This is a genomic window from Chryseobacterium sp. LJ668 (genome assembly GCF_019613955.1).
Classification (GTDB): Bacteria; Bacteroidota; Bacteroidia; order Flavobacteriales; family Weeksellaceae; genus Chryseobacterium.
Map to the genome: position 1 here is coordinate 2581017 of NZ_CP080443.1, position 14341 is coordinate 2595357.

17 protein-coding genes and 1 pseudogene are annotated in these 14341 nt (G+C 37.8%); 4 read left to right on the plus strand and 14 right to left on the minus strand.

Going from position 1 to position 14341, the window contains the following annotated elements:
• Nucleotides 1–77 precede the first annotated feature (77 nt).
• The 7 genes from K0U91_RS16285 to K0U91_RS12090 all read right to left on the minus strand — a co-directional run bounded on the left by K0U91_RS16285 (nt 78) and on the right by K0U91_RS12090 (nt 5104).
• Nucleotides 78–1064 carry a carboxymuconolactone decarboxylase family protein gene (locus K0U91_RS16285; protein ID WP_258561874.1) on the minus strand — a complete coding sequence of 329 codons (987 nt, stop codon included), beginning with the start codon at nt 1062–1064 and terminating at the stop codon, nt 78–80.
• Nucleotides 1065–1126: 62 nt separating this feature from the next.
• Complete coding sequence (locus tag K0U91_RS12065; protein WP_258561875.1) at nt 1127–1579, minus strand: cupin domain-containing protein; 453 nt, start codon at nt 1577–1579, stop codon at nt 1127–1129.
• 7 nt (nt 1580–1586) lie between these two features.
• Nucleotides 1587–2333: an SDR family oxidoreductase gene (locus tag K0U91_RS12070; RefSeq protein ID WP_220179814.1), complete on the minus strand. Its 747-nt coding sequence runs from the start codon at nt 2331–2333 to the stop codon at nt 1587–1589.
• Between the two features lie 13 nt (nt 2334–2346).
• A complete protein-coding gene (locus K0U91_RS12075; protein ID WP_220179815.1) occupies nt 2347–2820 on the minus strand; it encodes a cyclophilin-like fold protein in 474 nt (157 codons plus the stop codon).
• Between the two features lie 10 nt (nt 2821–2830).
• Entirely contained in the window at nt 2831–4012 is a 1182-nt protein-coding gene (locus K0U91_RS12080) for an NAD(P)-dependent alcohol dehydrogenase (RefSeq protein WP_220179816.1), read from the minus strand.
• A 15-nt stretch (nt 4013–4027) separates the two neighbouring features.
• Nucleotides 4028–4525: a cupin domain-containing protein gene (locus tag K0U91_RS12085; RefSeq protein ID WP_220179817.1), complete on the minus strand. Its 498-nt coding sequence runs from the start codon at nt 4523–4525 to the stop codon at nt 4028–4030.
• Between the two features lie 9 nt (nt 4526–4534).
• Nucleotides 4535–5104 (minus strand): DapH/DapD/GlmU-related protein, encoded by a 570-nt coding sequence (locus tag K0U91_RS12090; RefSeq protein ID WP_220179818.1) that lies wholly within the window; start codon nt 5102–5104, stop codon nt 4535–4537.
• 105 nt (nt 5105–5209) lie between these two features.
• On the opposite strand from K0U91_RS12090, the gene K0U91_RS12095 reads away from it, so the two are divergent.
• Nucleotides 5210–6037, plus strand: coding sequence for an AraC family transcriptional regulator (locus K0U91_RS12095; RefSeq protein WP_220179819.1), 828 nt, complete (start codon nt 5210–5212; stop codon nt 6035–6037).
• Between the two features lie 271 nt (nt 6038–6308).
• Here K0U91_RS12095 and K0U91_RS12100 read toward each other — a convergent pair whose 3' ends face one another.
• Entirely contained in the window at nt 6309–7283 is a 975-nt protein-coding gene (locus K0U91_RS12100; RefSeq protein WP_220179820.1) for a helix-turn-helix transcriptional regulator, read from the minus strand.
• A gap of 86 nt (nt 7284–7369) precedes the next feature.
• Here K0U91_RS12100 and K0U91_RS12105 point away from each other — a divergent pair, with 86 nt between their 5' ends.
• Nucleotides 7370–8566 carry an FAD-dependent oxidoreductase gene (locus tag K0U91_RS12105; protein ID WP_220179821.1) on the plus strand — a complete coding sequence of 399 codons (1197 nt, stop codon included), beginning with the start codon at nt 7370–7372 and terminating at the stop codon, nt 8564–8566.
• Between the two features lie 22 nt (nt 8567–8588).
• Nucleotides 8589–9668: a Gfo/Idh/MocA family protein gene (locus tag K0U91_RS12110; RefSeq protein WP_220179822.1), complete on the plus strand. Its 1080-nt coding sequence runs from the start codon at nt 8589–8591 to the stop codon at nt 9666–9668.
• A 151-nt stretch (nt 9669–9819) separates the two neighbouring features.
• Here the strand turns inward: K0U91_RS12110 and K0U91_RS12115 are convergent, their stop codons facing one another.
• Nucleotides 9820–10461, minus strand: coding sequence for an NAD(P)H-dependent oxidoreductase (locus K0U91_RS12115; protein ID WP_220179823.1), 642 nt, complete (start codon nt 10459–10461; stop codon nt 9820–9822).
• A 119-nt stretch (nt 10462–10580) separates the two neighbouring features.
• Between K0U91_RS12115 and K0U91_RS12120 the strand changes: the two genes are divergently transcribed.
• Complete coding sequence (locus tag K0U91_RS12120; RefSeq protein WP_220179824.1) at nt 10581–10961, plus strand: winged helix-turn-helix transcriptional regulator; 381 nt, start codon at nt 10581–10583, stop codon at nt 10959–10961.
• Between the two features lie 248 nt (nt 10962–11209).
• On the opposite strand, the gene K0U91_RS12125 is transcribed toward K0U91_RS12120, so the two are convergent.
• The 5 genes and pseudogenes from K0U91_RS12125 to K0U91_RS12145 form a co-directional block, all read right to left on the minus strand.
• Nucleotides 11210–12283 (minus strand): NAD(P)H-dependent flavin oxidoreductase, encoded by a 1074-nt coding sequence (locus K0U91_RS12125; protein ID WP_220179825.1) that lies wholly within the window; start codon nt 12281–12283, stop codon nt 11210–11212.
• Between the two features lie 31 nt (nt 12284–12314).
• Nucleotides 12315–12767: a nuclear transport factor 2 family protein gene (locus K0U91_RS12130; RefSeq protein WP_220179826.1), complete on the minus strand. Its 453-nt coding sequence runs from the start codon at nt 12765–12767 to the stop codon at nt 12315–12317.
• Nucleotides 12768–12769: 2 nt separating this feature from the next.
• Nucleotides 12770–13500 (minus strand): annotated as a pseudogene (locus K0U91_RS12135) (SDR family NAD(P)-dependent oxidoreductase).
• Between the two features lie 7 nt (nt 13501–13507).
• Nucleotides 13508–13726 carry a tautomerase family protein gene (locus K0U91_RS12140; RefSeq protein WP_047446301.1) on the minus strand — a complete coding sequence of 73 codons (219 nt, stop codon included), beginning with the start codon at nt 13724–13726 and terminating at the stop codon, nt 13508–13510.
• 23 nt (nt 13727–13749) lie between these two features.
• Complete coding sequence (locus K0U91_RS12145; RefSeq protein WP_220571806.1) at nt 13750–14292, minus strand: YceI family protein; 543 nt, start codon at nt 14290–14292, stop codon at nt 13750–13752.
• Between the last annotated feature and the right edge of the window lie 49 nt (nt 14293–14341).

The window sequence follows — 14341 nt, forward strand, 5'->3', positions numbered from 1 at the left end:
ATTGGGTTTTATTGAATAAAAGACCGCCAAATCAATTAGAAATGGCGGCAGCAATCTTTATATTTAAACTGATAATTTTACTTTATCTTCTTAAAAATAGTCTGCATCGAAGCTTCATCCAGCGCTTTCATATCGACTAGTTTCAGGCTTTTCACCATTGGTAAAGTCGTAGTTTTATAATGCTGAAAATGGGAAGTCTTAAGATGCTTATGGTACGCTTCCTTATCGGCATAAATCTCCACAATCCTGAACTGCGTTGGGTTTTCCATTTGCCACATCGGGAAAATGGCTAATACACCAGGTTCTACTTTTACCGATGCTGCAGCTTCTTCTTTCAGAATTTCTTGATAAGCTTCCAAATGTTCAGGCACAATTGCTATTTCGGAAATTCGAACCATTATATCAGGATTTATAAACTTAATATTTGGTTCACTGATGTTGGTCAATAAAATATTGGCTTGTGTTGCACCGATTAATTGATTAATTATGCTACTCAAATCTTTCAATTCTGCATCAGTAATTCCAGTGTTTCTACCCATCGCCAAATGCGATTTCAACTGACTTTCCACGCCTTCCACTGAGGCAAGGGCAGCGATGGTTATCAATTCTCTTTGGCGATAACTCAATACATCACTCGCAAAGATATCGGCAAATAGATGTTCTTTCAAAAAAGCATCAATGCGTGGCGCAAATTCTCCAAAACCAGGGGCGGGCTTGGCTTGCGGTGTTTTTGTTAATTCCTCCAGCGTTTTTCGACCTTGCTCGTATTTGTTGGGATTGCTGTTTTGAGCGATGGCTTTACCTTCTTTATCTTTTAATCCTTTCTCCATTCGATCTTTCAAAACTTCTGAAAAAGCATTAATTGCATTCAAACTGCGCGGAAACCCGCAGTAAGCATACAATTGTGTGAGGGTTTCTTTAATTTCGTTGATGGTGAGGCCATTATTCAACCCTTCGTTCAACTGAATTTTCAATACATTTATTTTGCCTGTTGCGGTAGTGGCCGAAATGCCCGCAAGACTTTTTTCCTGCGCATTCAGCGCTGATTTTTCCTGTGCATTCATTGTCATACTTATTAGAGAAAATGCGATTAACAGCATTATCCGTTTAAATGTTATACAGTTCATTATTTCTGAATTTGTTGATGCGCCAAATCGTAATCTTCATCGGTCACCGTTTCCAGCCAGATATTTTCATTTTTAGACGGGCTGCCATTGGTGGCTAGATGTGAAAACCAACTGGTTGCCGTAGCACCGTGCCAATGTTCCACGTGGGGTGCTATTTCTATCACCTCGCCGACTTTCAAAAGTTTTGCGGGTTTTCCTCTTTCCTGATACAACCCTGCGCCGCCTACAACAATCAACAATTGTCCGCCTGTGTGGCTATGCCAGTTGTTTCTACAGCCTGGTTCAAAAATTACGTTTGCCAATGGCACGTTCAAATCTTTGTTGTTTGTTAACGGTGCTAACCATGATTTTCCGGTAAAATATTGCGCAAAACCTGTATTTTCTTCCCCTGTTGGGAAGGCGCTTATTTGAGGGATTTCTGTTTTCATTTTTATATGTTTAAAGTTAAACAAAATGCACTTAAAGCTCCTGTGCCGTTGGGCGGAAAATTACTTCGTTGATATCAACATCTTCAGGCTGACTGATAGCAAAAGCAACCACACGTGCAAAACTATCCGGACTTATGCCTACTTCGCCCACATAGTCCTGATTGGCTTTTTGAATATCAGCTTCCGAAATTTGTTCCAGCAATTCTGTTTTCACAGCGCCCGGACAAACAATTGTTGTGCGGATGTTGTAAGGCTTTACTTCCATTCGTAAGCCTTCGGATAAAGCACGAACCGCAAATTTCGTAGCCGAATACACCGCAGAACCACCAAATATTTTATGACCCGCCACCGAAGCGGTATTGATGATTTGTCCAAATTTTTGTTCTTTCATATAAGGCAAAACCGCTGCAATACCATTGAGTACACCTTTAATATTCACATCAATCATCGTGTCCCATTCCTCCATATTTAACCTGTCAATTGGTGAAAGCGGCATGACGCCGGCATTGTTTAAAATCACATCTATTCTTCCAAGCTGTTTCACTGTTTCGGCTGCTAAATTTTTCATTTGCTCACGGTTGGTCACATCAGCAGCTATGCCAAGGGCTTTTCCACCATCATCAGTAATTTGTTTCGCCAGTTTTTCAATACGGTCTTTTCGTCGTGCCCCTAATACTACGATTGCACCCAATTTTGCCAGATGTTTTGCCGCTGCTTCACCCATTCCACTGCTGGCTCCTGTAATAATGATTACTTTATTTTTGATATTTTCTTCCATTGTTTTTATTTTTTTAATTTAATTCAAAAGTTACGTTCACATTTCCACCACCTAAAGCTGTTTCCAAACCATTAGCATTATCTAATTTTCCTAATTTTGTGTAGCTGTAAGACGTGGAAAAGTTTTTGTAAAACAGTACCAAAGTTTTCGAGCCGTACAACATCAAATTGCCATTGCTTATGTTGCCGGGATTGATTGCATTGCTAGGTAGTGCATCTTTAAAATCGTAATACTTTTCGTTGCCGTTGAGCTCTGTCATATTGATGGTTAAAGGTAACATTGCCTTAAAAGCCTTTGCAGAAGCATTATCTGAAAGTGTAGCTGTAAATGTGTGCGAACCTATTTTTATCTTGATTTTTCCGTTCTCCATTGTTGAAGTATTTTCTGTTGGATTTGCATTATTAATGTCATCATCATCCTTGCCGCAGCTTGCCAAGCAACCGGAAAATGATACCGCTAAAAATATCATGATAAATAAATTTTTCATTGCCTGATATTTAAAAAGTGGATGCATCAATCACATAGCGGTATCTTGCTTCTTTGTTCACCACCTTGTCCCAAACTTCATTAATATCATTGGCCTTCACGATTTCTATTTGCGGGTAAATTTTATTAGCAGCGCAATAATCCATTACTTCCTGTGTTTCGGGAATACCGCCAATCAACGAACCGTTGAAATTCACTCTGTTGAAGATCATATTGAAATTATTGATGGTCAATTCACCATTAATTGGCTGACCAACCTGGGTAAAAGAACCATAAGGTTTTACACAATCAATGTAGGCTGACATTTCATAAGCATAAGGAATGGTAGAGATCATATAATCCATTTTGCCTTTCATAGGTTTTAGATCTTCTGCAGAATTAACAACAATGACTTCTTTTGCACCAAAGCCTTTAATATCATTTATTTTAGAAGCAGAGGTGGTAAATGCATAAACTTCTGCACCTTTTGAGACTGCCAGTTTTACGGCTAAGTGTCCTAAACCACCAATACCAACAACACCAATTTTATCTCCTTTTTTGAAATTAGCTTTCATTAGTGGAGAATAGGTTGTAATGCCTGCACAAAGCAATGGTGCTGCGTGCTTCAGCTCGATGTTTTCAGGAATTTTGATGGCAAAATGTTCCGTTACGACTAGGTTGTTAGCGTAACCTCCTTGCGTGATGCCAGTCGGGGAGGATTTCTCGGGTGTGCCATAAGTACCCACCATTCCTGTGGTTTCACAATGGTGTTCTTCACCGTTTTTACAGCTGTCGCACTGCATACAGCTGTTTACCATACAGCCTACGCCAGCTTTGTCGCCTACTTTAAATTTGCTAACATTTTTACCGACTGCGGTGACAATTCCGGCAATTTCGTGTCCGGGAACCTGCGGATAAATTTGCTTGCCCCAATGCCCCTTGATGGTGTGGATATCAGAATGGCAAATGCCCGAAAATTTAATGTCGATTAAAATATCGTTATCACCAACTGCTCTTCGTTCAAAATTCCAAGGCGTCATTTTTCCCTGTTCATCTCTTCCTGCGTATCCTTTTGATTTTATATTTGCGTTCATATTTTTGATTTTTTGGGTTTGTGAAAAAAGTTGCAGCGGTCCTGCGAGCATCAGTCCTGCACCTGCTAGCGAGGTCTGCAGAATAAATTTTCTGCGTGATGGTTGATTGTTATTTTTCATCTGAATATTTCTTTGTTATTTCTTTAAATTATTAGCCGAATATTGCTCATCGGTCACTGGTTCTTGCCAGTTGACTATACCTTTTTCTGTGTTCGGTACCACATAGAGTTGTTGAAGACCTACATCAGCACTTGCGCCGTGCCAATGCCTTACGTTGGGAGGACACTTTACCACATCACCTTTTTTAATTGTTTCAATTGGTTTTCCTTCTATCTGATGATAGCCGACGCCATCGGTGATGATTAAAATTTGTCCGGCAGGGTGCGTGTGCCAGTTGCTTCTTGCGCCAGGCTCGAAATATACATTCCCCACAACTGTATTGTAAACACTGTCTGTTTCAACCAAAGGTGTGTTAAAGGCATTTCCGGTGAAGTTTTCTACTGGCCCTTTTTTGCCCTTCGGGAAAATGGATCGTGTTTCCTGTTTTATATCTGATGATTTTTCTTTTGTCTGATTACACGTTAGCAAAGTTGCCGATGCCATTATTGCGAGGATAATTTGTGCTGTTTTCATACTTGAATTTTAAATATTTGATTTGATGATTTTTGCAGGAATGCCGCCCACCACAACATTATCGGGTACATCTTTTGAAACCACTGCACCTGCTGCCACTACTGCATTTTCACCGATGGTAATGCCGGGAAGAATGGTGGCATTAGCGCCAATCCACGCATTCTTCTTGATGCGGATCATACCTGGCACGAGACTATGCCTCTGATTTGGGTCGAGTGGATGACCTTCAGAAAGCAAACAGACTTTCGGACCAATGAGTACATAATCTTCGATAATGATACCGCCCAAAGCCAGAAAAGTACAGTCGAAATTGATGAATACATTTTTTCCGATTTGAAGATTCGTTCCATTATTAATATACAAAGGCGGAAAGACAGCCACAGTTTCATCGATGATTTTGCCTGTAATTTTACTTAAAATCTGCATGATTTCTAAGGGGTTATGGCTGCTGTTCATTTTCTGCAACAAACCGATAGTATCATACGACGATGTTCGCAGTTCTGAATTTTTTGGATGATTTGGCGTAACGGTTTCGCCATTTGCCAAATCATTGAATACGTTGTTTACAGTTTTATTCATATATAATTTGTGGTACAAAATTCCGTCCAAAACAGTTCTTATTTATGCTATTAAATACGCTAATAATGTCAAATATTTCTTATTTTAGTATTTTAATAAGTTTAGATGACAAAAATATTCTTTCACAAAATCGTTTTTTTAGAAATAAAAGATAGTTTTGCTTTTACCGAAAGTATTTTAAAACAGTATCATACACACTTGTTTTGTCATCGCGGCAGCATCAAATTTTTGTTCAATGATGAGCCGATGACTTGTAAAGCCGGACAGTTTTTGTTCTGGTTTGCCGAAAGCCGATTGATACAGATACAGACCAGCAAGGGGTTCAAAGCCACTGTCCTTTTAGTTGAAAAAGACTTTTTAACAGATAATATTCCCGACCAGGGCTGGAGTATTAATGCCCAATTGCATTCACGAGTTTTTCCCGTAAAAAACCTTGCTACGATTGAAGAAAAAGAAAGAATTTTGAACAATTTTAAATGGATAAACCAGCGTTTTGAAGAAACACAGCACCGCTTTTACCACGAAGCCTTAAACCTTCAAATGCGAATTTTCATTTTGGAAATGTGGCACACTTTTGCCAACGAATACGAACAACGCCGTCACAGCCTGCAAAGCGGAACGCTATATCAGCAATTCATCAATCTTTTGCGGCAACACAGCCTTACACAGAGGCAAGTGCAGTATTATAGCAATTCACTGAACATTACACCAAAATACCTCAACCATCTTTGTAAAATCCATTCAGGTGTTACCGCGTCAGCGTGGATACAGCGCCACGCCAAAGAACGTATCATTTTGTTACTGGAAAACCGCAACCTCAACATCTCCGAAATTGCAGATGAAATGCATTTCAGCAGCCGGTCGTTTTTTACGAGATATGTGAAGAAGTTGCTGGGTGCAACTCCGGGAGCATTTAGGGAAAGGTTGGTTTGATGATGATTGTTACGTTGCTTTACTTTGAGGTATAGAATCGCCTTTATTATAAAGCGGAAGAACAAGAAATGACAATGGATAGAAGGTAAGTTTTGATTTTCAATTGTATTTGTATTTATACTCCAGCGAAATATTAATTATCCTTATTAAAAAATAATTACGCTTGTTAAATTTTTTAGCAGGTGATTTATTTGTCAGTGACATTCTTCATTAACTTTCTGGTAGCAGAATTGATAGTTTTTGGGCTAGATATCATATGTAATCTTTGCACCTACAAAGCATTATTCGAAGAATACTTCTTCGGTTTCATTCCAATATGTTCCTCAAAAACTCTGGAAAAGTGGCTTAGATTGGTGAATCCTAATTGATAACCGACTTCGGAAACTGTCAGATGTTGCTCCCTCAACAGTCTTGCAGCTTCGTTCATTCTGTTGGATTGGAAATATTCAAAAACCCCTTTGCCGAAAGTCTGCTTAAAAATTTTTCTCATTTTAGGCTCACTCATTCCGGCTTCTTTAGCCAGAAGAGAAATGTTTGGTGCACCATCCAAATTATTTTGTAGTTGAAGCTTGATTGCATAAATAGATTTAATATCGGCAATATGTAAAGTGCTTGTAGGAAAAGAATCTCTTTGAACAAGTAAACCGAAAATGTAACAGAGCAGTTCCTCGCATTTTAATTTACTAAAACGACTTTCTATACTTTCAGGAATGAAGGTATTAAGCAATTCGCCCGCTGTTTTGATCATTTCAGCAGTCAGTATAGTGTCAAATGCAAAATTATCATTGGCATTTAATATACTCTCTACCAATGGATGATCTACATTTCCAAAAAGTTGATGCAGGTGTTTTTTAGAAACGGCAATCACAATGCTTCTGAAAAATGTATTAGATGGCATTTCTACAACTGACGTTACGGATTGTCTGCAGATGGTAACACCTGGCTTTTCAGCGAACAATATTTTCTCATTTGAAAGCGGTTTAGGAAAAATCCCATTGAGGATAAAAATAATGTCATCCTGATCTTCGGCGAATTCATTGGTGCGCTCCAATACGATTTCTTCATTCAGATGATAGTTCCTCAGCATCATCCGCAATTGATTGTCATTCCAGGAAAATCCTGTGATAAAGCCTTCTCCTTTGTTTTTTGGGATATACAAATAGTGTCCTGTCATTTTTGTGCCCAATGCTGCTGCAAATTCTTTGATAATTCCCGAACCATGTTTATCTGTAACTGATATTTTCATTTAGGACTATTATTGTATTATATGAGGCTATTTTAATCTTAAATGTATAAATAATTTTGTAACCAAATCAAGATTAATATTTATTTATGAATAACTTATTGTTAAATAAAAAAGTAGCCATAATCGGTGGCGGTCCGGGAGGATTGATGCTCGGAAGATTATTACAGAACAGTGGAGTAGAGGTAAAAATCTATGAACGTGACTTTGACCAATATGTCCGGCAACAAGGATCAACGCTTGATATGCATTATCATACCGGCTTAAAAGCCATTACCGAAGGAGGTCTGCTTGAGGAATTCAAGAAAAAATACCGTCCGGGAGCAAATAAGTCAGTGATCCTGAACAGTAAAATGGAAATTCTGCTGGATGAACATGATAATGAAAATAAATCCAAAGAAGATTTCGGAGAGGAAAATTTCCGTCCCGAGATAGACCGTCAGGATCTACGAGATATGTTGGTAGATTCCATTAAAACCGAAAACATAATATGGAACGCCAGATTTTCTGAATTAAAAACTTTCGGCGCAGGCTGGGAGATCTATTTTGAAAATGGAGATGTAGCGTACGCAGATCTTGTGATCGCAGCAGATGGTGCGAATTCAAAACTTAGAAGATATATTACAGATATTCCGCCGCAATATTCCGGAGTCACTTCCATTGAAGGAAATATATTGAATGCAGATGTTAATGCCCCAAAACTTTGGCAGCTGGTAAAAGGTGGAAGTATGTTTGCACTGGAAGATGGAAAAACCATTATGTTTATTACAAAAGGAAATGGCACACTTACGTTTTTGATAGGTTTAAAAGTTTCGGAAAACTGGTTGGCTGAATCAGGAATTGATCTTGGAAATAAAGGTTCTGTTGCAGAATGGTTTAAAAGAGAATTTGCGGACTGGAGTAATAACTGGCAGGAATTATTTCAAAGTGATGCTGTAACGATGGCTCCAAGATTGTGGTATCATTTTCCTGCAGATCAACATTGGGAAGCTTTGCCTAACCTGACAATCATTGGTGACGCAGCGCATCGAATTCCGGCTTATGCCGGAGAAGGCGCCAATCAGGCTTTGGCAGATGCATTTGATCTTTACAAAGCTTTATGTTGTCAGGAATCTGAGACGATGCAACATGCAATTGCTTCTTATGAAGAAAAAATGTTCAGACGTTCCGCAGCAGCTACTATCGAAAGTGTACGAAATACAGAAAATTTTCATTCCGAAAATAATCTTCGGCATCTGATGGATTTATTTGGAAATAGTATTTCAGCTGAAAATAGAGATCAATAAATATTAATTTTAATCAATAAAAATGAAAAAACCAATAAGAATAGGCTTCATAGGCCTTAATCCTAATGCGCAATGGGCTTCGAAAGCGCACATACCAGCATTGAAATTATTAAAAGATGATTTTGCAGTTACAGGTGTTGCTAATACTTCATACGAAAGCGCGCAAACATCAGCACAAACATTCGGGATTCCTTTTGCATTTGAAAATGCTGAAGCACTCATTGCTTCAGAACATATTGATCTTGTTGTGATTACCGTGAAAGTTCCGTATCACTTTAAATTAGTAAAAGCTGCTCTGCAAGCAGGAAAGCACGTCTATTGCGAACATCCTCTGGGTAATGGTCTTGCAGAAACTGTTGAGCTTGCAGAATTGGCAGCCAGCAAAAATGTGGTTGCAGTGACCGGTTTGCAGATGACGGTTTCGCCTGAAGTCCGATATATGAAGCAATTAATTAATGATGGGTATCTGGGCGATGTTTTATCAACAACTTTGATCGGATCCGGTGGAAACTGGCGTGATGAAACGGTGTCGGCAAATTATTATCTATATGACAAAGAAAATGGTGCAACAATGCTTACGATTCCGCTGGGACATACTTTGGCAGGACTCACAAAAGTGTTAGGAGACGTCGATGATTTTTCATCTTATTTTATCAATCATTTTAAAACAGTGATTCTGAAAGATAACGGAGAAATAAAGCCAAAAACTGCAGACGATCAGATCATGATGGCTGGAACTCTGAAAAGTGGTGCGGCAATTTCAGTACATTACCGAGCCGGAATGTCGAGAGGAACCAATTTGCTATGGGAGATTAATGGGACAAAGGGTGATTTGCAGATCACTGGTGGAATAGGTCACGGACAACTAACACTATTAACACTTAAAGGGGCAAATGGTTTGGAAAAAGAACTTCGGATATTGACTCCGCCGGAAGAATTATACGCTGGTTTGCCGGCAGATTCTGTGGTTGGAAATGTTGCCAGAATATATGCCCAAATTGCTTCTGATATTCAAAATAATACCAGAAATGCTCCTTCATTTGATGATGGCGTAAAGCTTTATAAACTGATCGATGCTATTGAAAAGTCAGCTGAGAGGTAATTGGTTAGCAGTAAGAAATTTATATCAGTTAATACCTCTGATGATGCTGTCATAGATAACAATTTTATTACAGATTAGAATAATATTATTTCACAGATATTTAAAAGAGAGTAACCATCATAGTTACCCTCTTTTAATTTTTAAAGCATATTTATTCTGCAAAAATATGATTCAATCTGTGGCTCCATTTTTCCAAAATCATTTTTCGTTCCTCATCTGTAATGCGTTCAATGGAAAAGTTTATTTCGGGAGACAATACAGTAAGACCTGCAAATTCAAGAATGCCAGTTTCAATAGGATGTAAAACTTGGTCAGCGCTTCCATATTTTGTGGTTACGTAATTCTTTTCAGGACCACCTGTCGTTAAAGATAACAAGGCTTTTTTACCTTTGAGCATTCCTGTATCATAAATCCGTCCGTTGTCATAAAATCTTCCCATCGTAAAAACCTTGTCCACCCAACCTTTCAATATGGCTGGCACAGAAAACCACCAGAGTGGAAACTGCCAGATCATTAAGTCGCACCACTCTACCTTATCTTGTTCTGCAAGTATGTCATCTGCAAAACCATTGTTTTCGTTAGCGAAATGTTCTTCAGCTTGCTGGTTGAAATAGGCATCGTTTTTCATAGTTGTGAAATTATTTCTGTCAGAAACGGGATTAAAATTCATGCGGTACAGGTCCGATGTTTTTACTTCATGACCATTTTCTTCCAATGTTTTTATGGCTGAATGATACATTGCGGCGTTAAAACTTTTGGGTTCCGGATGTGCCAATATGATTAGAATTTTCATTGTCTTTATTTTTATTGAATTATACTTAATTTATACTATCATAATTAGAGTTGCAAAACTAATTTTAGTAATTTATATTTGCAATAACTATCCAAACCGATAGGTCAAAAAAAAGAGATATGAAAACAGAATGCAATGGCGATTATGTGAAACTGAAAGGCAAAACTTATCCTTGTACGGTAAGTCTTACAATGGATTTGATAGGCGGAAAATGGAAAGCAGTCATTCTTTATCACCTGAAAGATGAACCGAAAAGATACAGCGAACTGCGCAAAGAAATACCGTCCGTTACAGAAATGACATTAAGTCTGCAGTTAAAGCAATTGGAGAAAGACGGACTGATATCACGAAAATTATACGGTAAAAAACCACCTATTAAAGTAGTGTACAGTTTAACTGATTTAGGAAACAGTTTTGTTCCCCTTTTGGAAGCAATTACCGAATGGGGAAATCAGGTCATACTTGAAAAGGGAGAGTTTTTGATCAGCGAGGGTGAATAAATTTGTTTTCACTAAGATGTACTGACAGGTAAAGATATCTAATAAAAATTTCTACTTTATCCCAATCGAATCATAGCTTGTATTTTTTCAATTTGTTTTAAATGTCTTATAGTACGATTGATATGAACATAAAAATATTTCTTAATTTTAATTTATTTTTAACTTGAAAGTGGAGTATGAATTTTGACTTTATTTAGAATCACAGTTATTACTGCTTATTTCAGATTGACAAACATACAAATGGTGTTTTAACTCAATATCTCAGAAGCATCTCTGATCATTGATTCCATTAATATTGATGCTTTCTTATGTTTTAAAATTGGTGCGATCTGTCCTGACCAGAAGAAAACCAATTCGTGTTTCTTTTGTTCCAGCGCTGCTTTTCTCATGGATGAAATGAAGGTTGTCTGCAAAGGAAACGGCAAAGTTTGATCTGTTGCGGTTAAGAGTTTTCTTGTGATTTCTGTCGTAATTCCACGTCCTAATCTTCCGGTGTACGCTTTGGAAAGAGTAGTGGATTTTGCTGCGTCTGAAAACAAAAATTCTTTATGAATCGGTAATGCTCCGGATTCTTCTGTAGCTAAAAATGCAGTTCCGATTTGTGCGGCTTCTGCTCCTAAAGTCATTGCTGCAGCGATTCCGCGACCGTTGGCAATTCCTCCTGCGGCTACGATTGGAGTTTTCACTTTATCTTTAACCAATTGAATCAAAGCAAAAGTTCCCGTCGTTGAAAGCTCGGCTTTATCCAAAAATGAAGGTCTGTGACCGCCACTTTCAAACCCTGATGCGACAATCACGTCAACATCGATGTTTTCCAAAGCGATGGCTTCGTCTACCGTTGTGGCATTTCCGGCAACGATGGTTCCCTGATTTTTAAGTCTTTCAATGATATCCTGATCCAAAAGCCCGAACATAAAGCTGAAAACTTTAGGTTTAATATCAAAAACAACCTGCAGCTGATTCTGAAATCTCGACTCAAAAGAAGGTGGAAGCGCAGGAACCTCAATATTTAAGCTGTCATAATAAGGTTTGAAAATTTCAACCGCCTTTTTATATTGATTTTCAGTGTGTTCCTGATCAATAATATCATGGTCGTTTACCCAAAGATTGAGATTGTAAGGCTTGTCTGTCTTTAATTTTATCTGTTTATCAATTTCATAAATTTCATCGGGAGACGATGTATAAGCTCCGAAACCGCCCAATCCACCGAGATTACTGACTGTAGAAGTCAATTCAACCGTTGATAATCCGCCACCAAAAGGTCCCTGAAAAATTGGATATTCTATTCCCAATAAATCTGTTATTCTGTTTTTATTCCACATGATTTTGATGATTTTGATTTAAAATTTAAAATTAAAGTTCTACATCAGTTAATGTTTTATTGACGATGAGCCATTTACCATCAATTTTATGGAAAGTTATAAAATTATAGTAATTAAAATCATACATTTTTACATTTAATTTTGCTGTGGCAATCGTGTTTATCACGTCGATAGAGATGATTGTCGGCTTAAAATCTTTACCCGATTTTTGAGGACTTACTCTGCTTCCGACACCTTCAATATATTGTGTGGCGGTTTTGTAGTAAGGAACTCCTTTTATATCTCCGAAAAGAAGAGCATCTTTATGAAAAACCTGTGTCAAAAGCTCGGTATTTCCTTCATAGATTCCTTTAAAATAATAGTGCTCGATGGCATTTCTTATTTCTGTTTCTTGTACTGTGTCTGTTTTCATGACTTTGATTTTTTGAGCAAAGCTGCTTACCGGAAAGATAAACAGCCATGCAAATAATAGTAGAACTTTCATTTTTACAATTGATGACCAGCACCCATTCCTCCATCTACATTAATGATGGCGCCTGAGATGAATGTATTTTTAGCAATCGCATGAACCATTTGAGCGATCTCTTCCGGTTCTCCGATGCGGTTGATCAAATGAATTCCCGCATTGTTGTCGATAGTTTCATCGTGCATCGGCGTTCTGATGAGTCCTGGTGCAACGACATTTACCCTGATATTATCTTTTCCAAACTCTGCTGCCAGTTGCAATGTCAAAGCGTGAATTGCTCCTTTGCTCGAAATTGGTGCGGTTGACGGAGATTGTGCAATCGCATGATAAACCAATGGTGTACCGATATTGATAATAGCTCCATCTTTTTGTTTCTGCATTTGAGGCATTACGGATTGTGTTGTGAAGAATGTTCCTTTTAAATTGGTATTTAAAAATTTGTCTAAATGATCTTCCGTAACTTCTAAAAACGGTTTGTTCTCATAAATTCCTGCATTATTGACCAATACATCAATCGAGCCGAATTTTTCAATCGCCGTTTTTGCCAGTTTTTCTCCAATGGTTTTATCGGCAACGCTTCCTGCAACCATTGCAAGGTTTTCGCCTGCTCCCAATTCGTTGTAAACTGTTGTAATTTTGATTCTGTTTGTGAATTAATGACCACATTATCACCTCTGTCAAGAAAGTAACGGGCAATTTCCAAACCGATTCCTGATGATGCGCCTGTGACGATTATTGTTTGTTTTTTCATGTCTGATTTACTTTTTTTCAGTTGAAAATCCTTGTTCTTTCAGGACGGTAACCTGTTCTCCGGCGTATCCCCAGTTGTCGTCTTCTATTTCATTGATCACGATGTGTGTCAAGTGTGGATCTTTATTCAAAACTGTTGTTACAGCTTTACTTATTTCTCTGATTAATTGTTGTTTTTTTTCGCGATTAAGATCTTCGCGCAAAACATCTACTTTTATGAATGGCATGATGTTAAATTTTAAGGTTAATTTTAATTTAGGTTAATTGCGTCTGCAACTAAGTGAACATTCAAATCAAAATTGTTGAAGATCAAAGTATCTCCAAGATTGCTGAAGAAATTGGATGATCTGAATTTGATATTGAATTTTGTTCTGTCGATCACAATTTTAGTGTCTAAAACTGCAGCGTTGTTTGTCTTCACGATCTGTAAAGTCGTTTCCAGTGAGTGTGTAATTCCTTTGATGGTAAGATTTCCTGTTACGTGGTAAAAATTGTTTTCACCCGGTTCTGCGTGTCTGATCTCGAAAACTGCATCAGGAAACTGATCTGAGTTAAAGAAATCATCAGAAGCCAAATGATTGGCGAATTGTGCATTTGTTTCAGAATCATCGATGTCAAGAATTTTAATTGATCTTGTGTTGATGACAAATTTTCCTGAAGATAGAATGTTGTTTTCAAAAGTGAAGTTGCCTTCTTTTACTTCGATGGTTCCGTTGTGAGCTCCGGTTACTTTTCTTCCGGTCCATTCAACTAAACTGTTTTCGCTGTTTACTTTAAAATTTTTTGTATCCATTGATTTGTTTTAAATGATGGTACAAATGTCAGCCGATTGAAAGAAAAAG

What these genes read in the sequence shown, in the direction of transcription:
- K0U91_RS16285 (WP_258561874.1), bottom strand. Translation starts at nt 1,064, where the DNA reads ATGAATGCACAGGAAAAATCAGCGCTGAATGCGCAGGAAAAAAGTCTT.
- K0U91_RS12070 (WP_220179814.1), bottom strand. Translation starts at nt 2,333, where the DNA reads ATGGAAGAAAATATCAAAAATAAAGTAATCATTATTACAGGAGCCAGC.
- K0U91_RS12075 (WP_220179815.1), bottom strand. Translation starts at nt 2,820, where the DNA reads ATGAAAAATTTATTTATCATGATATTTTTAGCGGTATCATTTTCCGGT.
- K0U91_RS12080 (WP_220179816.1), bottom strand. Translation starts at nt 4,012, where the DNA reads ATGAAAAATAACAATCAACCATCACGCAGAAAATTTATTCTGCAGACC.
- K0U91_RS12085 (WP_220179817.1), bottom strand. Translation starts at nt 4,525, where the DNA reads ATGAAAACAGCACAAATTATCCTCGCAATAATGGCATCGGCAACTTTG.
- K0U91_RS12090 (WP_220179818.1), bottom strand. Translation starts at nt 5,104, where the DNA reads ATGAATAAAACTGTAAACAACGTATTCAATGATTTGGCAAATGGCGAA.
- K0U91_RS12095 (WP_220179819.1), top strand. Translation starts at nt 5,210, where the DNA reads ATGACAAAAATATTCTTTCACAAAATCGTTTTTTTAGAAATAAAAGAT.
- K0U91_RS12100 (WP_220179820.1), bottom strand. Translation starts at nt 7,283, where the DNA reads ATGAAAATATCAGTTACAGATAAACATGGTTCGGGAATTATCAAAGAA.
- K0U91_RS12105 (WP_220179821.1), top strand. Translation starts at nt 7,370, where the DNA reads ATGAATAACTTATTGTTAAATAAAAAAGTAGCCATAATCGGTGGCGGT.
- K0U91_RS12110 (WP_220179822.1), top strand. Translation starts at nt 8,589, where the DNA reads ATGAAAAAACCAATAAGAATAGGCTTCATAGGCCTTAATCCTAATGCG.
- K0U91_RS12115 (WP_220179823.1), bottom strand. Translation starts at nt 10,461, where the DNA reads ATGAAAATTCTAATCATATTGGCACATCCGGAACCCAAAAGTTTTAAC.
- K0U91_RS12120 (WP_220179824.1), top strand. Translation starts at nt 10,581, where the DNA reads ATGAAAACAGAATGCAATGGCGATTATGTGAAACTGAAAGGCAAAACT.
- K0U91_RS12125 (WP_220179825.1), bottom strand. Translation starts at nt 12,283, where the DNA reads ATGTGGAATAAAAACAGAATAACAGATTTATTGGGAATAGAATATCCA.
- K0U91_RS12130 (WP_220179826.1), bottom strand. Translation starts at nt 12,767, where the DNA reads ATGAAAGTTCTACTATTATTTGCATGGCTGTTTATCTTTCCGGTAAGC.
- K0U91_RS12140 (WP_047446301.1), bottom strand. Translation starts at nt 13,726, where the DNA reads ATGCCATTCATAAAAGTAGATGTTTTGCGCGAAGATCTTAATCGCGAA.
- K0U91_RS12145 (WP_220571806.1), bottom strand. Translation starts at nt 14,292, where the DNA reads ATGGATACAAAAAATTTTAAAGTAAACAGCGAAAACAGTTTAGTTGAA.